Origin of the sequence: Streptomyces sp. NPDC057682, assembly GCF_042799575.1 — a bacterium.
Taxonomy (GTDB): Bacteria; Actinomycetota; Actinomycetes; order Streptomycetales; family Streptomycetaceae; genus Streptomyces.
Map to the genome: position 1 here is coordinate 159,311 of NZ_JBHVIN010000020.1, position 24,304 is coordinate 183,614.

The 24,304-nt window shown below is 75.0% G+C and carries 4 protein-coding genes; all 4 read left to right on the plus strand.

Annotation, left to right across the window (positions count from 1 at the left end):
- Window positions 1–59 precede the first annotated feature (59 nt).
- The 4 genes from ACFVDM_RS31640 (at window position 60) to ACFVDM_RS31655 (ending at window position 24,303) form a co-directional block, all read left to right on the plus strand.
- Window positions 60–8,117, plus strand: coding sequence for an amino acid adenylation domain-containing protein (locus tag ACFVDM_RS31640; protein WP_383648400.1), 8,058 nt, complete (start codon window positions 60–62; stop codon window positions 8,115–8,117).
- Window positions 8,114–15,892 (plus strand): amino acid adenylation domain-containing protein, encoded by a 7,779-nt coding sequence (locus ACFVDM_RS31645; protein ID WP_383648404.1) that lies wholly within the window; start codon window positions 8,114–8,116, stop codon window positions 15,890–15,892. Before ACFVDM_RS31640 ends, ACFVDM_RS31645 begins: the two co-directional genes overlap by 4 nt.
- A complete protein-coding gene (locus ACFVDM_RS31650; protein ID WP_383648407.1) occupies window positions 15,889–21,561 on the plus strand; it encodes an amino acid adenylation domain-containing protein in 5,673 nt (1,890 codons plus the stop codon). Before ACFVDM_RS31645 ends, ACFVDM_RS31650 begins: the two co-directional genes overlap by 4 nt.
- A 231-nt stretch (window positions 21,562–21,792) precedes the next feature.
- Complete coding sequence (locus ACFVDM_RS31655) at window positions 21,793–24,303, plus strand: non-ribosomal peptide synthetase (RefSeq protein WP_383648411.1); 2,511 nt, start codon at window positions 21,793–21,795, stop codon at window positions 24,301–24,303.
- The last annotated feature ends 1 nt before the right edge of the window (window position 24,304 follow it).

Genomic DNA, 24,304 nt, shown 5'->3' on the forward strand with positions numbered 1-24,304 from the left:
GTGCCTCCAGGTCGAATGCGAGCGGACCGTGCAGACGCGCGAATTGAGGAGTCGGACCCATGGCAGGTGTGGTGATACGGGACCTGGAGCGATCCGGACCCGGCCCGGTGGCACGGCTTTCCGGACACGCCCGGCTCACGCCGGACCGGGTGGCGGTGTCCGGTCCCGGAGTCTCCTGGAGCTACCGGGAGTTCGACCGGGCGACGGACCGGATCGCCGCCGCGCTGCGGGCCCTCGGGGTGACCGCCGGCGACACCGTCGCGGTGCACGCGCGACGCACCCCGCTGCTGGCCCTGGCGCTCCTCGGCATCGCGAAGAGCGGCGCCGCCTTCACCGTGCTGGACGCCTCCCACCCCCGGGAGCGGCTGGCCGCCTGCGCCCGCGCGGCCCGCCCCGCGGCGTGGATCGCCTGCGATCCGGCCGGTGTCCCCGGGGAGACGGCGGACGGCGCCCCGGTGCTGTACGCCGGGGACTTCCCGCCGGGCCTCCCGGAGCGGGACGGGGCCCCGGAGCCGTCCGCGCCGCCGGCCGCCGACGGTCCCGCCTATCTGGCCTTCACCTCGGGCACCACGGGCGAGCCGCGTGCCGTCCTCGGTGACTGGGCCCCGGTCGAGCACTTCCTCGACTGGTACACCGCGCGCTTCTCCCTCGGCTCCGGCGACCGCTTCGCCGTGCTGTCCGGTCTCGGCCACGACCCGCTGCTGCGCGACGTGTTCGCGCCGCTGTGGGCCGGCGGCACCCTGGTCTTCCCGGACGCCGAGGTGCGCGAGGCGGACCGGACCGCCCGGTGGCTGGCCGACGCCGGCATCACCGTCGCGCATCTGACCCCCGGACTGGGCGCCGTGCTGGCCGAGGAGGCCCCCGAGGGCGGCTGGCCGGCGCTCGCCGTGGCCGGATTCGGCGGTGAGCCGCTGGGCTGGGCCACCGCCGACGCCTGGGCGGCCCTCGCCCCGCACGCCCGGGTCCTCAATCTGTACGGCACCACGGAGACCCCGCAGGCCGTCTCCGTCCTGGTCGCCCGCGAGCCCGGCACCGCCCCGGACCCGGCCGCCCGCCACGGGGCGCTCGTGCCGCTCGGCCCCGGCATCGACGGGGTGCGGCTGGAGCGCGCCGAGGACGGCGAACTGACCGTCCGCACCGCGTACCTCGCCCGCTACGCCGACGACGCCCCGGCCGGTTTCGGCGGTGTCTACCGCACGGGCGATCTGGTGCGGGAGCTGCCGGACGGCACCTTCGCCCCCGAGGGGCGGCGCGACGACCAGGTCAAGATCCTGGGCTTCCGGGTGGAGCCCGCCGAGATCGAGTCCGTCCTGCTCGGCGCCCCGGGCGTGGCCCGTGCCGCCGTCGCCGTACGGGACGGCTCGGTCACCGGCTATGTGGTCGCGGACCGGGACACCCTCCTCGACCCGGAGGCCGTCGTCCGGTTCGCCGCCGCGCGGCTGCCCGGATACAGCGCCCCGGCCCGGGTGCTGGTCCTCGACGCCCTGCCGTTGACCGCGAACCACAAGGTCGACCGGGCGGCGCTGCCCGTGCCGTCCGCGACCGGGGGCCCGGAGCGGGCGCCGCGCACCGTCCGCGAGGAGCTGATGTGCGGGCTGTTCGCGGAGGTGCTGGGGCGGGACCGGGTCGGCCCGGACGCCGACTTCTTCGCCCTGGGCGGCCACTCCCTGAAGGCCAACCGCCTCACCAACCGGATCCGCCGCGTCTTCGGTGCGACGCTCCGGGTCGGTGACGTCTTCGAGGCCCCGACGCCGGCGGCGCTGACCGCCCTGCTCGACGCGGCCGTCCCGGGCCGCCCCGCCCTCGCCCCCGTGGAGCGCCCGGAGTCGGTGCCGCTCTCGGCCGCCCAGCGCCGGCTCTGGTTCGTCTCGCAGCTGGACGCCGAGGACACCTCGTACAACACCGCGTACACGCTGCGGCTGACCGGCCGCCTCGATATCGCCGCGCTGCGCGCCGCGTTCGCCGATCTGGCCGCCCGGCACGAGATCCTGCGGACGGTGTACCGGGAGTCCGGCGGGGAGCCCCGCCAGGTCGTCCTGGACGCGGCCCCGGTCCCGTTCTCCGTCACCGAGGTGTCCGAGGAGGAGCTGCCCGCGCGGCTCACCGCGGCCTCCCGGCACCGCTTCGACCTGGCCGCCCGGCCGCCGGTCCACACCGCCCTGTTCACGACCGGCGAGGACCGCCACGTCCTGCTGATCGTGGTCCACCACATCGCGGTGGACGGCGGTTCGCTCGGCCCGCTCGCCTCGGACCTGTCCACGGCGTACGCGGCCCGGCTGGCCGGGGAGGCCCCCGGCTGGGCACCGCTGCCCGTCCAGTACGCCGACTACACGCTGTGGCAGCGCGCCCACGACCGGGGGGAGGCGGACCTCGGCTACTGGGAGGAGCGCCTGGCGGGGCTGCCCGACGTGCTGGACCTGCCCACCGACCGCCCCCGCCCCGCGGTCGCCGGGACCCGCGGCGGCCGGGTGGCGTTCGCCCTGGACGCCGGGGTGCGCGGCAGGCTCGACGCGCTGGCCCGGCGTACCGGCACCACGCTCTTCATGACCGTCCAGGCGGGCATCGCCGCCCTTCTCACCCGGCTCGGCGCGGGCACCGACATCCCGCTGGGCACGGCGGCGGCGGGACGCGACGACGAGGCGCTGGACGGGGCCATCGGCTGCTTCGTCAACACCGTGTGCCTGCGCACCGACACCTCGGGCGACCCGTCGTTCCGCACCCTGCTGGCCCGGGTCCGGGAGGGGTCGCTGGGCGACCTCGCCCACCAGGAACTGCCCCTGGACCGGCTGGTGGAGCACCTCAACCCGGTGCGCTCGCTCGCGTACCACCCGCTGTTCCAGACCATGCTGACCTTCCAGGGGGGCGACAGCCGCACGGAGTTCGCCCTGCCGGGGCTCTCCGCCGACCTGGGCACCGTGGACCGGGGATCGGTGAAGGTCGACCTCTCGTTCCTCTTCGAGGAGGAGGCCGCGGCCGACGGCGGACCGACCGGACTCGCGGGCACCCTCGAATACGCCTCGGCGCTCTTCGACGCCCGGAGCGCGGAGGACATCGCCGCCCGGCTGGTGCGGCTGCTGACCGCCGCCGCCGACCGCCCCGATCTGCCGATCGGCGCGCTTCCCGTGCTGGACCCGGCCGAACGCGAACGGCTGACGGTGGAGTGGAACGACACCGCGCACCCGGTCGCGGAGGCGACCCTGCCGGAGCTGTTCGAGGCGCAGGCCGCCCGCACCCCGGACACCGTGGCCGTCGAGCACGAGGGCAGCACCCTCACCTACCGCGAGCTGGACGCCCGTGCCGGACGCATCGCCGAGGAGCTGGCCGGACTCGGCGTGGGGCCCGAGACGTTCGTCGCGGTCGCCCTGCCCCGGGGCGTCGACCTCGTGGCCACGCTCCTCGCGGCCGGCAAGGCGGGCGGCGCCTATCTGCCGCTGGACCTCGACCACCCGGCCGACCGCATCGCGTTCATGCTCGACGAGGTCGGCCCGGTCGCCGTCGTCACCACCACCGCCCTCGCGGACCGGCTGCCGGAGGCGTACCACCGGGTGGTGCTCGACGACCCGGAGACGGCGGCACGGCTCGCCGCCCCCGCGCCGCGGCCCGTCCGTATCCGCCGGGCCGGACCCTCCAACACCGCGTTCGTCATCTACACCTCGGGCTCCACCGGCCGCCCCAAGGGCGTCATGGTCGAGCACCGCTCGCTGAACGTGTACCTCGCGTGGACCCGGCAGGCGTACGACAGCGTGGCGGAACGGGCCCTGGTCCACTCCCCGGTCTCCTTCGACCTCACCGTCACCGGCCTGTTCGCCCCGCTCACCTCGGGCGGCACCGTGCAGCTGGCCGCGCTCGACGGCACCGCCCGGCCCGACGCGCTCACCGAGGCGCCCGCGTTCGTCAAGGCCACGCCCAGCCATCTGCCCCTCCTGATGGAGACCGACGCCACCTACTCACCGACCCGGCAGCTCGTCCTGGGCGGCGAATCCCTCATGGGCGAGGTGCTGGACGCCTGGCGGGCCCGGCACCCCGGTGCCACCGTCATCAACGAGTACGGCCCCACCGAGACCACGGTCGGCTGCACCGAATTCCGCATCGCCCCCGGCGACCCGGTCCCCTCCGGCGTCGTGACCATCGGCAGGCCCGTCTGGAACACCCGGATGTACGTTCTGGACCGCCGGCTCCAGCCCGTGCCGGCCGGGGTCTCCGGCGAGCTGTACATCGCCGGTGACCTGGTCACCCGCGGCTACCACGCCCGCCCCGGACTGACCGCCGGCCGGTTCGTCGCCGACCCCTTCGGACCGCCGGGCGCCCGGATGTACCGCTCGGGCGACCTGGCCCGCTGGAACCGCGACGGGCTCCTGGAGTTCGCCGGCCGCGTCGACCACCAGGTCAAGGTGCGCGGCTTCCGCATCGAGCTGGGCGAGATCGAGTCCCTGCTCGGCACCCACCCGGACGTCCGGCAGGCCGCCGTGATCGTCCGCGAGGACCGGCCCGGCGACAAGCGGATCGTCGCCTACGCCGTCCCCGAGGGCCCCGGAGCCGACGCGGCGGCGCTGCGCTCCTTCGCGGCCGGGCACCTGCCGGACTACATGGTCCCGGCCGCCGTGGTGCTGCTCGACGCCTTCCCGACCACCGCCAACCGGAAGCTGGACCGGGACGCGCTGCCCGTCCCCGAGGCGGTGCCCGAGGACACCGGGAGCACCGCCCCGCGCACCGCCCGCGAGGAGATCCTGTGCGGGCTGTTCGCCGAGGTCCTGGACCTCGAACGGGTCGGCGCCGACGCCGACTTCTTCGCCCTGGGCGGCCACTCGCTGCTCGCCACCCGGCTGATCAGCCGCATCCGCACGGTCTTCGGCGTCAAGGTGTCGCTGCGCACCCTGTTCGAGGCGCCGACCCCGGGCGGCATGGCGGCCCGCCTCGTGGACGCCGACACCGCGCCCGTCCCGCTGGGCCCGCAGCCGCGCCCGGAACGCGTCCCGCTCTCCCCGGCCCAGCAGCGGCTGTGGTTCCTGAACCGGCTCGACGACGCCGGCTCCACGTACAACGTCCCGCTCGCCCTGCACCTCGACGGCCCGCTCGACGTGACCGCGCTGGGCGCCGCCCTCGCCGACCTCACCGCCCGCCACGAATCGCTGCGCACCCGGTACCCGGAGAGCGGCGGCGAGCCCCACCAGCAGATCCTGCCGCCGGAGGAGGGCGCCCCCCGCCTGTCCACCGTCACCTGCGACGCGGAGGAACTGCCCGCCGCCCTCGCCGCCGCGTCCCGCTGCGCGTTCGCCCTCGACCAGGACCTGCCCGTCCGGGCCACCCTGTTCGCGCTCGCGCCCGAACGGCACGTGCTGCTCCTGGTGATCCACCACATCGCCGCCGACGGCTGGTCCACCCGGCCCCTGCTGCGCGACCTGTCCCGGGCGTACGCGGCACGGGCCGGCGGCCGGGCGCCCGACTGGCGGCCCCTGCCCGTCCAGTACGCCGACTACGCGCTCTGGCAGCGCGGCACCCTCGGCGACGCCGACGACCCGGCGAGCCCGCTCGCCCGGCAGTGCGCCTACTGGACGGAACAACTGGCGGGCCTGCCCGACGTCCTGGAACTGCCACTGGACCGGCCCCGGCCCGCCGTGGCCGACCACCGGGGCGAACAGGTCTCCTTCCGGCTGGGCGCCGACGCCCACCGCGCCCTGACCGCGCTGACCCGCTCCACCGGCACCACCGTCTTCATGGCGGTGCAGGCGGCGGTCGCCGCCGTGCTGACCCGGCTGGGCGCGGGCACGGACCTGCCGATCGGGACCGCCGTCGCGGGCCGCTCCGACGAGGCGCTCGACGACGTCGTCGGGTTCTTCGTGAACACGCTGGTGCTGCGGACGGACACCTCGGGCGACCCGGGCTTCCGGACGCTCCTGGAACGGGTCCGCGCGACGGACCTGGCCGCCTTCGCCCACCAGGACGTGCCCTTCGAGCGGCTGGTGGAGGCGGTCAACCCGGCGCGCTCGCTGGCCTACCACCCGCTGTTCCAGGTGATGCTGGTCCTCCAGGACCCCGCGTCCGCGCCCACCCTGCCCGGACTGACGGCCCGCGCCGAGGACCTGAGCGCCGGGGCCGCCAAGTTCGACCTCACCTTCAGCGTCGAGGAGCACGACGACGGCCTCGCCGGCACCCTCGGCTACGCCGTCGACCTCTTCGACCGGGACACCGCCCGGTTCGTCGCGGACGCCCTGGTGCGCGTCCTGGAAGCCGCCGTGGCCGACCCGGACCTGCCGATCGGCGATCTGGAGATCCTTCCGGCCGCCGAACGCGACCGGGTGCTGCACCGCTGGAACACCACGGCGACCCCGCTGCCGCAGGGCTCGCTGCCCGCGCTGTTCCGGGCGCAGGCGGCCCGCACCCCCGACGCCACCGCCGTCCGGCTCGGCGCCGACACCCTCACGTACGCCCGGCTCGACCGGCGGGCCAACCGCATCGCGCACCGGCTCATCGCGGCCGGTGCCGGGCCGGAGACCCGGATCGTCCTCTTCCAGGACCGGTCCTTCGACGCGGTCGCCACGATCCTCGGCGTTCTCAAGGCGGGGGCGATGTACGTCCCGCTGGACACCCGCTACCCCGCCGACCGCATCCGCACGATCCTCGGCCAGGCGGACGCCACGCACGTCGTCCTCGACCGGGGCCACCCGGCCGCACCGGCCCTGCCCGACGGCACGACGGTCCTCCACACCGACGGCCTCGCGGCCCCCGGACCGGACCACGACCCGGACCTCCCCGTCCACCCCGGCCGGCTCGCCTACGCCATGTTCACCTCCGGGTCCTCCGGCGTCCCCAAGGGCGTCGCCGTCACCCACGCCGACGTGGCGGCCCTCGCCGCCGACCGCTCCTTCGCCGGAGGCGGCCACGCCCGGGTCCTGCTGCACTCCCCGCTCGCCTTCGACGCCACCACGTACGAGATGTGGGTGCCGCTGCTCAGCGGCGGCGAGATCGTCATCGCCCCGCCCGGCGCCACCGACCTCGACACCCTGACCGGGCTGCTCACCGGCGGAACGCTCACGGCGGCCTTCTTCACCACCGCCCTGTTCAACGTCCTCGCCGAGGCGGAGGGCAACCCGCTCGGCGCCCTGCGCGAGGTGTGGACGGGCGGCGAGGCCGGCTCACCGGCCGCCTTCCGCCGGGTCTCCGATAACTGCCCGGACACCCGGGTCGTCCACGTCTACGGGCCCACCGAGTCCACCACGTACGCCACCCGCCACCAGGTGCGCCGCCCGTACGCCTACGACGGGACACCGCCCATCGGCGGCCCCATGGACAACACCGCGGCCTACGTCCTGGACACCCGGCTGCACCCGGTCGCCACCGGGGTCCCCGGCGAGCTGTACCTCGCCGGAGCCGGGCTCGCCCGCGGCTACCTCGGCCGCCCGGACCTGACGGCGGGACGCTTCGTCGCGAACCCGTACGGCGGGCCGGGGGAGCGGATGTACCGCACCGGAGACGTCGTGAAGTGGACGGCGGACGGGCAGCTGGAGTTCGTCGGCCGCGCCGACGACCAGGTGAAGGTGCGCGGGCTGCGCATCGAGCTCAGCGAGATCGAGGCCGAGATCAACAGCCACGCCACCGTGCTCCGGAGCACCGTCGTGGTCCGCGAGGACCGGCCCGGCGACCACCGGATCGTCGCCTATGTGGTCCCCGGCCCCGGCTTCGACGCCACGGCCGTGCGGACCGCCGCCGGAACCCGGCTGCCGGAGTACATGGTCCCGTCCGCGTTCGTCACGCTGGACGCCCTGCCGCTCACCCCGAACGGCAAGGTCGACCGCAAGGCGCTCCCGGCCCCTCAGCAGAGCACGGAGCGCGCGGGCCGCGCCCCCCGGACGGCACAGGAGGAGATCCTGTGCGGCCTGTTCGCCGAACTCCTGGGCCTGGAGGGCGTGGGAGCCGACGAGAGCTTCTTCGAGCTGGGCGGGCACTCGCTGCTCGCGACCCGGCTCATCAGCCGGATCCGCACGGTGTTCGACGCCGAACTCGCGATCCGCGCCCTGTTCGAGAACCCGACGGCCGAAGCCCTCGCGGGGATGCTGGCCGGCGCCGAGAAGGCACGGCCCAGGCTGCGGCCCATGAAGAGGACTGAGGAGACGTCATGATTCCGCTCTCGTACACCCAGCAGCGGCTGTGGTTCCTCCACCGTCTGGAGGGCCCGAGCCCCACGTACAACGTGCCCCTCGCCCTGCACCTCGACGGTCCCCTCGACGTCGCGGCGCTGACGTCGGCGTGGGCGGACGTGGTGGCCCGGCATGAGGTGCTGCGGACGGTGTTCCCCGAGGTCGACGGGGTGCCCCGGCAGCGGGTGCTGCCGGCCGGTGCCGGTCTGCCCGGCCCGGTCGAGTCCGACGAGGAGTCCGTCCGCGCGGCCCTCGCCGAGGCCGCCGGATACGGCTTCGAGCTGGAGCGGGAGATCCCCGTCCGCCCGACCCTGTTCCGCGTGGGCCCCGAGCGCCATGTGCTCCTGGTCCTCATGCACCACATCGTCGCGGACGGCTGGTCGACGGGCCCGCTGCTCCGGGACCTGTCGGCCGCCTATGGGGCGCGGACGCGGGGCGAGGTTCCCGGGTGGGCGCCGCTGGAGGTGCAGTTCGCCGACTTCGCGCTCTGGCAGCAGGAGGTCCTGGGCGAGGAGTCCGACCCGGACAGTCTCATGTCCCGCCAGTCGGCTTTCTGGGAGCGGGAGTTGAAGGGTCTCCCGGAACTGCTGGAGTTGCCGTTGGACCGGCCGCGTCCGGTGGTGGCGTCTCATGTGGGAGGTGATGTGGATGTCCGGGTGGGTGCGGGGACGCATCGGGCCTTGGTGGAGTTGGCTCGTTCGACGCGGTCGACGGTGTTCATGGTGGTGCAGGCTGCGGTTGCTGCGCTGTTGACGCGGTTGGGTGCGGGGTCGGACGTGCCGATCGGTACGGCGGTGGCGGGGCGTTCGGACGAGGCGTTGGACGATCTCGTCGGGTTCTTCGTGAACACGCTGGTGCTGCGGACGGACACCTCGGGTGATCCGGGGTTCCGTGAGCTGGTGGAGCGGGTGCGGGAGACCGACCTCGCCGCGTTCGCGCACCAGGACGTGCCCTTCGAGCGCGTCGTCGAGGTCGTCAACCCGGCACGCTCCCTCGCGTACCACCCGCTCTTCCAGATCATGCTGGTCCTCCAGAACAACGCGAGCGCCGCACTCTCCCTGCCCGGCCTGACCGGCCGGCTCGAAGACCTCAGCGCGGGCACCGCCAAGTTCGACCTCACCCTCAGCCTCCACGAGCAGACCGCCGAGGACGGCACCCCCGCCGGGATCACCGGCGGCCTGACGTACGCCACGGAGCTCATCGACCGAGAAAGCGCGGAGCTGCTGGCGGAGCGGCTGGTGCGGTTGCTGGACGCGGCGGTGGCGGACGTGGAGCGTCCGATCGGTTCGCTGGAGGTGCTGGGCGAGTCGGAGCGGGTGCGGCTGCTGGAGGCGTGGAACGACAGCGCGCAGGACATCGCGGTGGAGACGTTGCCGGCGCTCTTCGAGCAGCGGACGACCGAGGCTCCGGACGCCGTCGCGGTGGTCTGCGGGGACGTCTCGCTGACGTACGCCGAGCTGGACGCGCGGGCGAACCGGCTGGCCCGGTATCTCGTCAGGCGCGGGGTCGGCCCGGAGCAGCGGGTGGCCGTCGCGCTGCCGCGTTCGGTGGAGTGGCTGGTGGCCGTGCTGGCCGTCGTGAAGGCGGGCGGTGCGTATCTGCCGGTCGACCTGACCTACCCGGCCGACCGCATCGCATACATGCTCGACGACGCCCAGCCCCTCCTGGTCCTGACGGAGTCCGCCTACGCGGACGGGCTCCCCGGTCCGGAGAAGGTGGCGACGGACGCGCTCGCGGACGTGCTGGCCCGGTACGCGGACACCCCCCTGAGCGACGCGGAGCGTACGGCCCCGCTCGTCCCGGCGGCCCCGGCCTGGGTGATCTACACGTCCGGGTCCACGGGCCGCCCGAAGGGCGTGGTCGTCACGCACACGGGGATCGCGAGCCTCGTCCGTTCGCAGATCCAGTCGTTCGACATCACCCGGGAGAGCCGGATCCTCCAGTTCGCCTCCCCTAGCTTCGACGCCGCCGCGTGGGAAGTCTGCATGGCGCTGGTGTCGGGGGCGCGTCTGGTGATGGGCAGCTCGGAGGAGCTGCTGCCCGGTGAGGGGCTGGCGGGTGTGCTGGCCCGGCATGGCGTGACGCATGCGACGCTGCCGCCCGCCGCCCTGTCCGTGATGCCGGAGAACGGACTCCCGGACGGCATGACGCTGGTGGTCGCCGGTGAGGCGTGCCCGCCGGCCATGGTCGAGCGGTGGTCGGTCGGCCGCCGGATGATCAACGCGTACGGCCCGACGGAGACCACGGTCTGCGCCACGATGAGCGGCCCCCTCGCGGGTCCGGTGATCGCGCCGATCGGGCGGCCGATCGTCAACAGCCGGGTGTACGTGCTCGACGCCCGGCTCCGGCCGGTGGCGCCGGGGGTGGCCGGTGAACTGTACGTCTCGGGTGCGGGCCTGGCCCGGGGCTATCTGGGCCGCCCGGACCTGACGGCGGGCCGCTTCGTGGCCAACCCGTTCGGCGGGCCGGGGGAGCGGATGTACCGTACCGGGGACGTCGTGCGGTGGCGTGCGGACGGGCAGTTGGAGTTCGTTGGCCGCGCCGACAACCAGGTCAAGGTGCGTGGCTTCCGGATCGAGCTGGCCGAGGTCGAGGCCGTCGTCGGTGCGCACGCCGAGGTCGAGCAGGCCGCCGTGATCGTGCGCGAGGACCGGCCGGGCGACCGCCGTCTGACCGCGTACGTCGTCGGCGGCGCGGACCCCGTACGACTCCGGGCGCATGTGGCGGAACGGCTGCCGGAGTACATGGTCCCCTCCGCGTTCGTGCCCCTCGAAACCCTGCCGCTCACCCCCAACGGCAAGCTCGACGTGAAGGCCCTGCCGGAACCCGAGGTCTCCTCGGGCGGCACCGACGGGGGCCGTGGTCCGCGCAGCCAGCGCGAGGAGATCCTGTGCGGGCTCTTCGCGGACGTGCTGGGCCTCGACCAGGTGTCCCCGACCGCCAACTTCTTCGAGATCGGCGGGCATTCGCTGCTGGCGACCCGCCTCATCAGTGGAATCCGCACGGCCTTCGGGGTCGAGCTGGCGATACGGACGCTCTTCGAGGCGCCCTCGCCCGCCGCCCTGGCCGGCCGGATCGACGACGCCGGTTCCGCACGCACCTCACCGGTGCGCGGGGAGCGGCCCGAGACCCTTCCGCTCTCCCACGCCCAGCGGCGGCTGTGGGTGCTCGGCCAGGTCGAGGGCGCCGCCGCCACCTACAACATCCCCCTGACGCTCGGCCTCGACGGTCCGCTGGACGTGGCGGCGTTGACGTCGGCGTGGGCGGACGTGGTGGCCCGGCACGAGGTGCTGCGGACGGTGTTGCCCGCCGTGGACGGGGTGCCCCGGCAGCAGGTGCTGCCCGTGGACGGCGACGTGCCCGCCCTCACGGTCGTGGACGTGGACGGGGCGGAAGCGGATGCCGCCCTCGCCGAGGCCGCCGCCTACGCCTTCGCGCTGGAGGACGAGGTCCCGGTCCGCGTCACGCTGTTCCGGTCCGGTCCGGACCGCCACGTCCTGCTCGTCCTGATGCACCACATCGTCGCGGACGGCTGGTCGACGGGCCCGCTGGTACGGGATCTGTCGGCGGCCTACGCGGCGCGGACGCGGGGCGAGGTTCCCGGGTGGGCGCCGTTGGAGGTGCAGTTCGCCGACTTCGCGCTCTGGCAGCGGGACGTGCTGGGTGAGGAGTCCGACCCGGAGAGCTTGGTCTCGCGTCAGTCGGCTTTCTGGGAGCGGGAGTTGAAGGGTCTCCCCGAGTTGGTGGAGTTGCCGTTGGACCGGCCGCGTCCGGTGGTGGCGTCGCATGTGGGAGGTGATGTGGATGTCCGGGTGGGTGCGGGGACGCATCGGGCCTTGGTGGAGTTGGCTCGTTCGACGCGGTCGACGGTGTTCATGGTGGTGCAGGCTGCGGTTGCTGCGCTGTTGACGCGGTTGGGTGCGGGGTCGGACGTGCCGATCGGTACGGCGGTGGCGGGGCGTTCGGACGAGGCGCTGGACGATCTCGTCGGGTTCTTCGTGAACACGCTGGTGCTGCGGACGGACACCTCGGGCGATCCGGGGTTCCGTGAGCTGGTGGAGCGGGTGCGGGAGACGGACCTCGCCGCGTTCGCGCACCAGGACGTGCCCTTCGAGCGCGTCGTCGAGGCCGTCAACCCGGCACGCTCCCTCGCGTACCACCCGCTCTTCCAGGTCATGCTGACCTTCCGCACCGATGTGTCCGAGGCCGACGTCCAGCTGCCCGGCCTGCGCACGGTGGTCGACGGTCTGGACACCCCGGCCGCCAAGTTCGACCTGGCGTTCAGCCTGAGCGAGCGCCGCGACCCGTCCGGTGCCCCCGACGGCCTGGCGGGCAGCCTGGTCTACGCGACCGACTCCTTCGACCGGGCGAGCGCGGAGCTGCTGGCGGAGCGGCTGGTGCGGTTGCTGGACGCGGCGGTGGCGGACGTGGAGCGGCCCATCGGTTCGCTGGACGTCCTCTCCGCGCCGGAGCGGGTACGGCTCCTGGAGGAGTGGAACGACAGCGCGCAGGACGTGCCCGTTGGGACGCTGCCGGCGCTCTTCGAGCAGCGCACGGCCGAGGCTCCGGACGCCGTCGCGGTGGTCTGCGGGGACGTCTCGCTGTCGTACGCCGAGCTGGACGCGCGGGCGAACCGGCTGGCCCGGTATCTCGTGGGGCGCGGGGTCGGCCCCGAGCAGCGGGTGGCCGTCGCGCTGCCGCGCTCGGTCGACTGGCTGGTCGCCGTGCTGGCCGTCGTCAAGGCGGGCGGCGCCTATCTGCCGGTCGACCTGACCTACCCGGCCGACCGCATCGCATACATGCTCGACGACGCCCAGCCCCTCCTCGTCCTCACCGACCGGGCGTCCGCCGACGGGCTCCCCGGCTCCGAGAAGGTGGTGACCGACGACCTGGCCGATGTCCTGGGCAGGTACGCCGACACCGCCCTGAGCGACGGGGAGCGTACGGCCCCGCTGGTTCCCGAGGCCCCGGCCTGGGTGATCTACACCTCGGGTTCGACGGGCCGCCCGAAGGGCGTGGTCGTCACGCACACGGGGATCGCGAGCCTCGTCCGTTCGCAGATCCAGTCGTTCGACATCACCCGCGAGAGCCGCATCCTCCAGTTCGCCTCGCCCAGTTTCGACGCCGCCGCCTGGGAACTGTGCATGGCACTCGTCTCCGGGGCCCGGCTCGTCATGGGCACCTCGGAGGAGCTGCTGCCCGGTGAGGGGCTGGCGGGTGTGCTGGCCCGGCACGGGGTGACGCATGCGACGCTGCCGCCCGCCGCCCTGTCCGTGATGCCGGAGAACGGGCTGCCGGACGGGATGACGCTGGTCGTGGCGGGTGAGGCGTGCCCGCCGGCCATGGTCGAGCGGTGGTCGGTCGGTCGCCGGATGATCAACGCGTACGGGCCGACCGAGACGACCGTCTGCGCCACGATGAGCGGCCCCCTCTCCGGGCCCGTCATCGCCCCGATCGGATGGCCGGTCGTCAACAGCCGCGTCTATGTGCTCGACGCCCGGCTCCAGCCGGTGGCCCCCGGTGTCGCGGGCGAGCTGTACGTGGCCGGTGCCGGGCTGGCCCGTGGGTATCTGGGCCGCCCGGACCTGACCGCCGGGCGCTTCGTGGCCAACCCGTTCGGTGCGGCCGGCGAGCGGATGTACCGCACCGGTGATGTGGCCCGGTGGCGTGCGGACGGTCAGTTGGAGTTCGTCGGCCGTGCGGACAACCAGGTCAAGGTGCGGGGCTTCCGGATCGAGCTGGCCGAGGTCGAGGCCGTCGTCGGTGCGTGCGCGGAGGTCGAGCAGGCCGCTGTGATCGTGCGCGAGGACCGGCCGGGGGACCGCCGTCTGACCGCGTACGTCGTCGGCGGCGCCGACCCCGTACGACTCCGAGCGCACGTGGCCGAGCGGCTGCCGGAGTACATGGTCCCGTCCGCCTTCGTGCCCCTCGAAACCCTGCCGCTCACCCCGAACGGCAAGCTCGACGTCAAGGCCCTGCCCCGGCCCGAGGTCCCGGTCGCCGGGACGGAGGGCGACCGCGGTCCCGTGACCGAGCGGGAGGAGGTCCTGTGCGGGCTCTTCGCGGAGGTGCTGGGCCTCGACCGGGTCGCGCCGACCGCCGGCTTCTTCGAGAGCGGCGGGGACAGCATCCTGTCGATCCAGCTCGTCAGCCGGGCCCGCCGGGCCGGGTTCGCGTTCACCGCCCGGGACGTCTTCACGCACCAGTGCCCGGCCGTGCTCGCCACCCTGGCCGAGGAGCCCGGGACGGGAGAGCGGGAGCAAGTCCCGGACATCGCCACCGGGGCCGTCGAGGCCACCCCGATCATGCACTGGCTGCGCGAACTCGGCGGAGCCTGGCAGGGGTTCAACCAGTCCATGACCGTCCAGGTGCCCGCGGGCGCCGATCCCGCCCGGCTCGCGGCGGCGCTCGGGGCACTGGTCGCCCGGCACGACGTGCTCCGGATGCGGGCCGTCCCGGACCCGGACGGCGGCTGGCGGCTCACCGTCCCGCCCGCCGCCCCGGCGGACGGGACCCCGCCCCCGGTGGCCCCGCGCCGTGTGGACATCGCCGGTCTCGCCGACCCGGCGCTCGACGCGGTCACCGCGCGCGAGGCCGAGGCGGCGCGGCGGGAGCTGGACCCGGCGACGGGTGCGGTGATCCGGTTCGTCTGGTTCGACCGGGGGCCCGTGCTGCCCGGCCGCCTCCTGATCGTCGCCCACCACCTGGTGGTGGACGGGGTGTCCTGGCGCATCCTGCTCCCGGACCTCGCCGCCGCCTGGGCCGGGCGGGACCTCGACCCCGTACCGCTGTCCTTCCGCCGCTGGGCCGGACTGCTCGGCGAGGCCGCCGAGGCGCGCCGGACCGAACGCGTGCTGTGGGAGGGGGCGGTGGGCGGACCCGATCCGGTGCTCGGCTCGGGACCGCTGGAGCCGGGCCGCGATGTCGCGGGCACCACCCGGTCGCTCACGCTGCGGCTGTCCTCCGAGGTCACCCGGGCCCTGCTCACGACGGTCCCCGCCTCGTACCACGCCGGGATCAACGACGTCCTGCTCACCGGGCTCTCCCTGGCCGTCCTGGAACACCGCAGACGGCAGGGCACCGAGCTGGGGACCTCGCTGCTGCTGGACCTGGAGGGGCACGGCCGCGAGGAGATCGTGCCGGGCGCCGACCTCTCCCGCACCGTCGGCTGGTTCACCTCCCTCTACCCCGTACGGATCGACCCGGGCGCGGTCACCGACGCGGAACTCGCCGACCCGGGAGCCGCCGTCGGCCGGGCGCTCAAGCAGATCAAGGAGCAGCTGCGCGCCCTGCCCGACCACGGAATCGGCTACGGGCTGCTGCGCCACCTCGTCCCGGACGGCGGCGAACTGGCCCGCCCCGCCCCGCAGATCGGCTTCAACTACCTCGGCCGGTTCGACGCGGCGGCCTCCGGAGCACCGGAGGACACCGCCGACTGGGCCGTCGTCCCCGGCGCGGACGGTCCGCGGCCCAGGGACCCGGACATGCCCGTCGGACACGCGCTGGAGATCAACGCGCTGACCGAGGACCTGCCGGCCGGACCCGAACTCACCGCCACCTGGACCTGGCCCGACGCCCTGTTCGCCGAACAGGACGTCCGCGCGCTGGCGACGGCGTGGTTCCGCATGCTGCGGGCGCTCGCCGAGCATGCCGAGGCACCGGACGCCGGGGGCTACACCCCGTCCGACCTCTCCCTGGTCTCCCTGAGCCAGGACGAAATCGACGACCTGGAAGCAGAATTGAGGGAACTCGCATGACGCACGCCACGATGTCCCCGGCACCGACCGCGACGAGGACCGCGACGAAGGCCTCCGGAAAGGGCTCGGGGCTCGAAGACGTCCTGCCGCTCTCGCCGCTCCAGGAAGGGCTCCTCTTCCACGCCCTCGCCGACGCGGAGGGGGACGCGCACGCCGACGGGACCGACGTCTACAACACCCAGCTGTGCCTGACGCTCGAAGGGCCCCTCGACCCGGCCCGGCTGCGCACCGCCGCCGGCGCCCTGCTGCGGCGCCACGCCAACCTGCGGGCCGCGTTCCGGCAGCGGGCCAACGGGCAGGCCATCCAGGTCATCCACCGCGAGGTCGTCCTGCCCTGGGCCGAGAAGGACCTCTCCGCCCTGACCCCCGCCGAGCGGGACACCGCCCTGGACGCCCTCCTCGACGAGGACCGGGTCCGCCGCTTCGACCTCACCACCGCCCCGGCCCTCCGCTTCACCCTGGTCAGGGCCGGGGACGAACTGCACCACCTGGTGATGACGAACCATCACATCCTGCTCGACGGCTGGTCCGCGCCGATCGTGCAGCAGGAGCTGCTGACGCTGTACGCGGAGAACGGCGCCCCGACCCGGCTGCCGGCCGTCACCCCGTACCGCGCCTATCTCGCCTGGCTCGCCGGGCGCGAGGCGGCCGGCTCCGCGCACCGGGACGCCGCCAGGGAGGCGTGGACCGGGGCGCTGAAGGGGCTGCGCGGCCCGACGTTCGTCGCCGCGCCCGACGCGGAGCGGGCGCCGCTGCTCCCCGCGTACGCCACGGCCCGGCTCGACGCGGAGCGGACCGCGGCCGTCGTCGCCGCGGCCCGCGCCCACGGGCTGACCGTCAACACGCTCCTCCAGGGCATGTGGGCCCTGGTGCTGGGCGGGCTGACCGGTTCCGACGACGTGGTGTTCGGCTCGGTCGTGTCCGGGCGCCCGCCGGAGATACCCGGCATCGAGACCATGGTCGGCCTCTTCATCAACACCGTGCCGGTCCGGGTCCGCCTCGACCGCTCCGCGCCCCTCGCCGCACAGCTGGCCCGGCTCCAGGACGAGCAGGGGCTCCTCCTGGACCACCAGCACCTGCGCCTGGGCGAACTCCAGCGGCTCGTCGGGCGGGGCGACCTCTTCGACACCGCCCTCACCGTCGAGAACTACCCCGGCGGCGACACCGCCCCGCCCTCCTACGCCGGGGTGCGGGTCCGCGAGGTCTCCGGCAAGGACGCCGCCCACTACCCGCTGCGCATGATCTCCGGCATCGAGGGCGACCGGCTGCTGCTGCGCCTGGAGTACCGGACCGACGTGTACGGGGCCGAGGCCGCCCGCATCCTCGTCGCGCACGCCCTGCGGCTGCTCGACGCGATGACGGACCGGCCGGACGCCCCGGTCGCGGAGCTGCCGGTGCTCGACGCGGCCGAGCGGGCCGCCCTGCCCGCCGCCCCCGCCCTGCCCGGCCCCGCCCCGGAGACGGAGGCCCCGCGCCGAAGGCGCACCGGGACCACCCCGCAGGAGGAGATCCTGTGCGGGCTCTTCGGCGAGGTGCTCGGGAAGACCGGCATCACCGCCGACGACAACTTCTTCGAGTGCGACGGGCACTCCCTGTCCGCGGTGAAGCTGCTCGGCCGGGTCCGTGCCGCCTTCGGCGTCTCGGTCCCCGTCCGGGAACTCTTCGAGTTCCCCACCCCGGCGGCGCTCGCCCGGCGCCTCCGGGACGGCGAGCGGACCGGACCCTCCCTGGAGCGCGCCGAGCGGCCCGCACGCGTGCCGCTCTCCTTCGCGCAGCAGCGGCTCTGGTTCATGCACCGGCTGGAGGGCCCCAGCCCCACGTACAACATCCCCATTCCGCTGCGGCTCACGGGCGTGCTCGACCTGCCCGCGCTCACCGCCGCGCTCGGGGACCTGACCGCCCGGCACGAGACGCTGCGCACCGTGTTCCCGGAGGCCGACGGCACCCCGTACCAGCGGGTGCTGCCGGCGGAGCCGCCCGCCGTCGAGCTGCGGGAGACCACCGCCGAGGGGGCCGCCCGGGCGCTGCTCGACGCCGCGCGCCACGCCTTCGACCTCACCACCGAGGCGCCCCTGCGCTGCACGGTGCTGCGGGTCTCGGAACGGGAGCACCTGCTGCTGCTCCTGGTCCACCACATCGCCGGGGACGGCAGCTCCGTCGCCCCGCTGCTGCGCGACCTCGCGCAGGCGTACACCGCCCGGTGCGGGGGCGCGGCCCCCGACTGGGCTCCGCTGCCCGTCCAGTACGCCGACTTCGCGCTCTGGCAGCGCGCCGTGCTCGGTGACGCCGACGACCCCGGCAGCCCGCTCGCCCGGCAGCTCGACTTCTGGCGCACCGCGCTGGCCAGTGCCCCCGGACAGCTCGAACTGCCCACGGACCGGCCCCGGCCCGCCGTCGCCGACCACCTGGGCGCCTCCGTCGCCTTCCGGCTGGACGCCGAGGCGCACCGGGGGCTCGCCGCCCTGGCACGGGCCCGCCAGAGCACCCTGTTCATGACGGTGCAGGCGGGGCTCGCCGCGCTCCTCAGTGCCGTCGGCGCCGGGGACGACATCCCGATCGGTACCGCCGTCGCCGGCCGCACGGACCCGGCGCTCGACGATCTGGCCGGGTTCTTCGTCAACACGCTGGTGCTGCGCACCGACACCTCCGGCGACCCCGCGTTCGCCGCCCTGCTGGACCGGGTGCGCGAGGCCGATCTCGCCGCCTACGGCCACCAGGACCTGCCGTTCGAGCGGCTGGTCGAGGCCCTCAACCCGGCCCGGTCCTCCGCCCATCCGCTGTTCCAGGTGATGCTGGCGTTCCAGAACACCGCGGAGCCGGAGATGGACCTGCCGGGGCTGAGCGTCGGCTTCGAGGGGTTCGGGGTCGGCGTCGCCCGCTGCGACCTGTCCTTCTCCGTCGCCGAGACGCACGACGCCGCCGGGGAGCCCGCGGGGCTGACCGGCATCGTCGAGTACGCCACCGCGCTCTTCGACCCGGAGAGCGCCCAGGCGCTCGCCGACCGTTTCGTGCGGCTGCTCACCGCCGTGGCCGCCGATCCGGCGCTGCCGCTCAGCCGTGTCGACCTGCTCTCCGCCGCCGAGCGCACCGCCGCGCTCGACGCGGGCCGGGGCCGGCCGGCGCCCGCCGCCCCGTCCACCCTGCCCGCCCTGTTCGCCGCGCAGGCCGCCGCCACCCCGCACGCCCCGGCCGTGCGGTACGGGGACCTCGTCCTCGACTACGCGGAACTGGACGCCCGCTCCACCCGCCTCGCGCACCGGCTGCGCGCCCTGGGCGCCGGACCCGAGACGGTCGTGGCGCTCGCCCTGCCCCGCTCCGCCGACCTCGTCGCCGCCGTCCTGGCCGTCTCCAAGGCGGGCGCCGCCTACCTCCCGGTCGACCCGGACTACCCCGCCCAGCGCGTCGCCCTGATGCTGGAGGACACCGCGCCCCGGTGCGTCGTCACCACCACCGCGTACGCCGGGCGGCTGCCCGGGGACGCCGGACCGCTCCTCCTGCTCGACGGCCCGGGGCCCGACGCGGCCCCGGAGGACACCGCGCCGCCGGTCACCGGACTGCTCCCGGACCACCCCGCGTACGTGATCTACACCTCCGGCTCCACCGGGACGCCCAAGGGCGTCGTCGTCACCCACCGGGGCCTCGCCCCGCTGGCCGCCAACCACCGCGCCCTGCACGGGGCGGGGCCGGGCAGCCGGGTCCTCCAGTTCGTCTCGCCGAGCTTCGACGTGTCCGTCGCCGAACTCACCATGGCGCTGCTCACCGGTGGCTGCCTCGTCATCCCGGAGCAGGTGCCCGTCGGCGCGGAGCTGGCCGAACTGCTGCGCGCCGAGCGGATCACCCACGCCCATCTGCCGCCCGCCGTCCTCGCCGGGCTCCCCGAGACCGAGCTGCCCGACCTCGCCACGCTGATGTCCGGCGGCGAGGCCGGCACCCCCCGGCTCGTCGAGCGCTGGGCCCCCGGCCGGCGCATGGTCAACGCCTACGGGCCGACCGAGGCGACCGTCGAGGTGACCCAGGGGCTCATGGACCCGGCCGAGCCCGGCCGCCAGCCGATCGGGCGTCCGCTGCCCGGCGTCCGCGTCTACGTGCTGGACGCCCGGCTGCGCCCCGTCCCGCCCGGGGTGCCCGGCGAGATGTACATCGCGGGCGACGGCGTGGCCCGGGGCTACCGGAACCGGGCGGCGCTCACCGCGAGCCGCTTCGTCGCCGACCCGTTCGGTGCGCCCGGCGAGCGGATGTACCGAACGGGCGATCTGGCCGCCCGCCGCCGCGACGGCCGCATCGACTTCCTCGGCCGCGGCGACGGACAGGTCAAGCTCCGCGGCTTCCGCGTCGAACTCGGGGAGATCCAGGCCGCCCTGTCCCGGCTGCCCGAAGTGGCGGCGGCGGCCGTCACCGTACGGGAGGACCGGCCCGGAGACCGCCGGCTCGTCGCCTACACCGTCCTCCACGACGCCACCACCGACACCGGCGCGCTCCGGTCGGCGCTGGCCGGTGAACTCCCCGAGCACATGGTGCCGTCGGCGGTCGTCGCGCTCGACGCGCTGCCGCTGACCCCCAACGGCAAGCTCGACGTCCGCGCCCTGCCCGCACCGCCCGAGCGGCACGGGGCGCACCGGGCGCCGCGCAGCGGGCGGGAGGAGCTGATGTGCCGGCTCTTCGCCGAGGTCCTCGGCGTCGACACGGTCGGCATCGACGACAACTTCTTCGAACGGGGCGGTCATTCGCTGCTCGCCTCCCGGCTGGCCGGGCTCGTCGCCCAGGTGCTCGGGGCCGGCATCCCCATGCGGGCCGTCTTCGAGGCGCCCACCCCGGCCGCCCTGCTGCGCCGCATCGACGGCCCGGACGGCCCGGACGGCGCGGACGGCGGCGACGGCACGGGCGGCGGCTTCGACGTGCTGCTCCCGCTGCGCACCACGGGGGAGGGCACCCCGCTGATCTGCGTCCACCCGGTCGGCGGGCTCGGCTGGTGCTACTCGGGGCTGCTGCGCACCCTGGACCCGAGCGTCCCCGTCTACGGGCTCCAGTCCCGGGGCGTGGACGGGGAGACGCCGACCGCCGCGTCCATGGACGAGATGCTCGACGACTACGTGGCGCAGATCAAGGCGGTCCGCCCGCAGGGCCCGTACCACCTGCTCGGCTGGTCGCTCGGCGGCACGCTCGCCCAGGCGCTCGCCGCCGAACTCCAGCAGCGCGGCGAGGAGGTGGGGCTGCTCGTCCTCCTCGACGCCTATCCGGTGGAGGAGGAGCGGCGGGTGGCGATGGACGCCTGGGAGATCCTCACCGCCATGTACCAGGCGTACGCCCGCATGCACGGCGAGGACGACACCCTGCCCGCCGACGAGGCGGCCCTCCGGGCCGGGATCGTCGGCTACATGGGCCGCAGCGAGGGCGAGGTGCGCCACCTCGACGAGAAGCAGCGCGCCGACGTGCTGAACGTCCTCGTCAACAACGTGCGCCTCGCCTCCCCGACGGAGCCCGTGCCGTACAAGGGCGACGTGCTGCTCGTCGCGGCCGAGGAGAACGTCCGCGACTGGGCCAGGCCGCAGGACTGGGCGCCGTATCTCTCCGGGGAGTTCGAACGGGTCGGCGTCGCCGCCACGCACGAGGCGATGATGGCCCCCGAACCCGCCGCCGAGATCGGCCGGATCCTGTCCGGCCGCCTCTGACGGACGGGCGCGCACGCGCCTTCGCCCGGTGCCGGTCCCCGTACGCGGGGGCCGGCACCGGGCGTTTCCGGCGGTGTCCGCACGCCCTTCCGCGGCTCCTTCCGGCCGTCACGGCCGGTGAGAAAGATCCGATACTCCCCCGATAAGGCCCCTCCCTAGTGTTCCCGTCATCAACGTGAAGTCGGCCGTCGGCTCACGGAACTGACGGGTACGTCGAGCGGAGGCACGCAGGTGAAGCGGTGCGCGGACGACAAGGCCGGCGAGGCCGGCCGGGAGTACTGGCGCGGTGTGCTGGGCGCGGGGGGCTTCACCCCGCTGCCCCGCTGGAACGCCGCCGACGCCCGCCCGGACGGCGGCGCGGCGGACCCCGTCGAGCACCGGGCGCCTCTCGACGGCATCCCGGTCACGGGCCCCGCGCTCCTCGCGGCGCACGCCAAGGTGGTCGCCGCCCTGACCGGTGACAGCGAGACCGTCACCGGCTGCCGGCAGCCCGGCCACGATGCCCTCCCGGTCCGGCTCCACACCGGGGACGGCACCTGGGGCGAACTCCTCGCCACCGCGCGGGACGGCGCCGCCGCCCTCGCCCGGTACGCGGACGCCGTCCCCGCCGCCACCGGGGACGGACCGCTCTTCGACGCCCTGGTGACCCTCCCCGGGGGCGACGCCACCGCACCGGTGCCCGCCGGCACGGTCCTCGACGTCCGGACGGACGGCGGCGACCTCGTCGTGCGCCACCGCGCCGACGCCCTCGACGCGTCGGCCGCCGCCCGGATCGCCGGCTACTACCTGACCGCGCTGGAGCGCGCCGCCCAGGACCCGGACGCCCCGCACGGCGCACGGTCCCTGCTCTCCGCCGCCGAGGTCCGCCACCAGACCGAGGACCTGGCCGGGCCCGAACGGGAGCTGCCCGACCGCCGGTTCCACGAGCTCTTCGAGGAGCGGGTGCGGACCAGCCCCGACGCCGTCGCCGCCGTGCTGGAAGGCCGTGCGCTGACGTACGCCGAGCTGAACGCGCGGGCCAACCGGATCGCCTGGTCCCTGCGGTACGAGGGGCTGTGGGACGAGGACGTCGTCGCCGTCGTCACCGAACGCGATCTGGACTGGCTGGCCGCCGTCATCGGCGTCTTCAAGGCGGGCGGTGTCTACCTCCCCGTGGAGCCGCACTTCCCCGCCGCCCGGATCGCCGCCGTCCTCACCCGCAGCGGCTGCCACACCGTGCTCACCACCCGGGGGGCGTGCCCCGCCCTGGACCGGGCCGTCGCCGAGGCCGGGACCGCGCCCGTGGTCACCCACCTCGACGCGCTGCCGGACGAGGCACCCGACACCGACCCCGGCCTCCCGGTCCGCGCCGACGCCGCCGCGTACCTCTACTTCACCTCCGGCTCCACCGGCGAACCCAAGGGCGCGGTCTGCGAGCACGCCGGGTTCGTCAACCACCTGCTCGCCAAGATCGAGGACCTGGGCATCACCGAGGGCACCGTCGTCGCCCAGACCGCGCCGCAGTGCTTCGACATCTCGCTGTGGCAGCTGGTCGCCGCGCTGGTGACCGGCGGGACCACGCACCTCGTCCCCCAGGAGGCGATCCTGGACGTGGGCCGGTGCGTCGAGACGCTGCGGGCCGGCCGGGTCGAGGTCGCCCAGCTCGTCCCGTCCTATCTGGAAGTCCTCCTCACCTTCCTGGGCGAGGACGGCCGCACCGCCCTGCCCGCGCTGCGCGCGGTCTCCGCGACCGGCGAGGCGCTGAAGAAGGAGCTGGCCGAGCGCTGGTTCGCCTCCTTCCCGGGGGTCGTCCTGTGCAACGCGTACGGACTGACCGAGACGTGCGACGACACCAACCACGAGGTCATGCGGCGCGCCCCGGAGGGACCCTCCGTGCCGCTCGGCCGGCCCGTGCGCAACGTCCGGGTGTACGTCGTCGACGAACGGCTCCGGCCGGTGCCGCTGGGCTCGCCCGGCGAGATCGTGTTCTCCGGGGTGTGCGTCGGGCGCGGGTACGTGAACGACGAGGTGCGCAGCCGGGCCGCGTTCATGCCCGATCCTCACCGGCCCGGCGAACGGCTCTACCGCTCGGGCGACTTCGGGCGCTGGATGCCGGACGGGCGGCTGGAGTTCCACGGCAGGCGCGACGCCCAGCTGAAGATCCGGGGCTTCCGGATCGAGATCGGCGAGATCGAGAACCGGCTGCTGGAGGTCGCCGGGGTGCGCGACGGCGCGGTGGTCGCGGCCGGCCGGGGCGAGGCCCGCACCCTCGTCGGGTACTACACCGGCGCGGACGCCCCCGGCCCGGACACCATCCGGGCCCGGCTCGCCGAGACCCTGCCCTCCTACATGGTCCCCGCCCGGCTGGAGCACCGCCCGGCGCTGCCCCTGACGGCCAACGGCAAGACCGACCGCACGACCCTGGGCCGCGAGGCGGAGGGCGCCCTCACCGGCCCGGACACCCCGGCGGACGCCGGGCACCTCGCCCCGGGCACCCGGAGCGAGGCCGGGCTCGCCGCGCTCTGGGCGCAGGTGCTCAAGGTGCCCGTCGAACGCATCGGCCGCACCGACCACTTCTTCGAGATCGGCGGCACCTCGCTGACCGCCGTGCGCCTCGCGATCGCCCTGGAACGGCTGGTCACGGTCAGGGAACTGGCCGGCACCCCGGTCCTGCACGAGCTGGCGGCCCTGCTGGACCGGCGCCGGGCCGACCGCGCGGCCGCCGCAGCCCCCGCCCCCGTTCCCGCCGCGGCCGCCGGCTGAG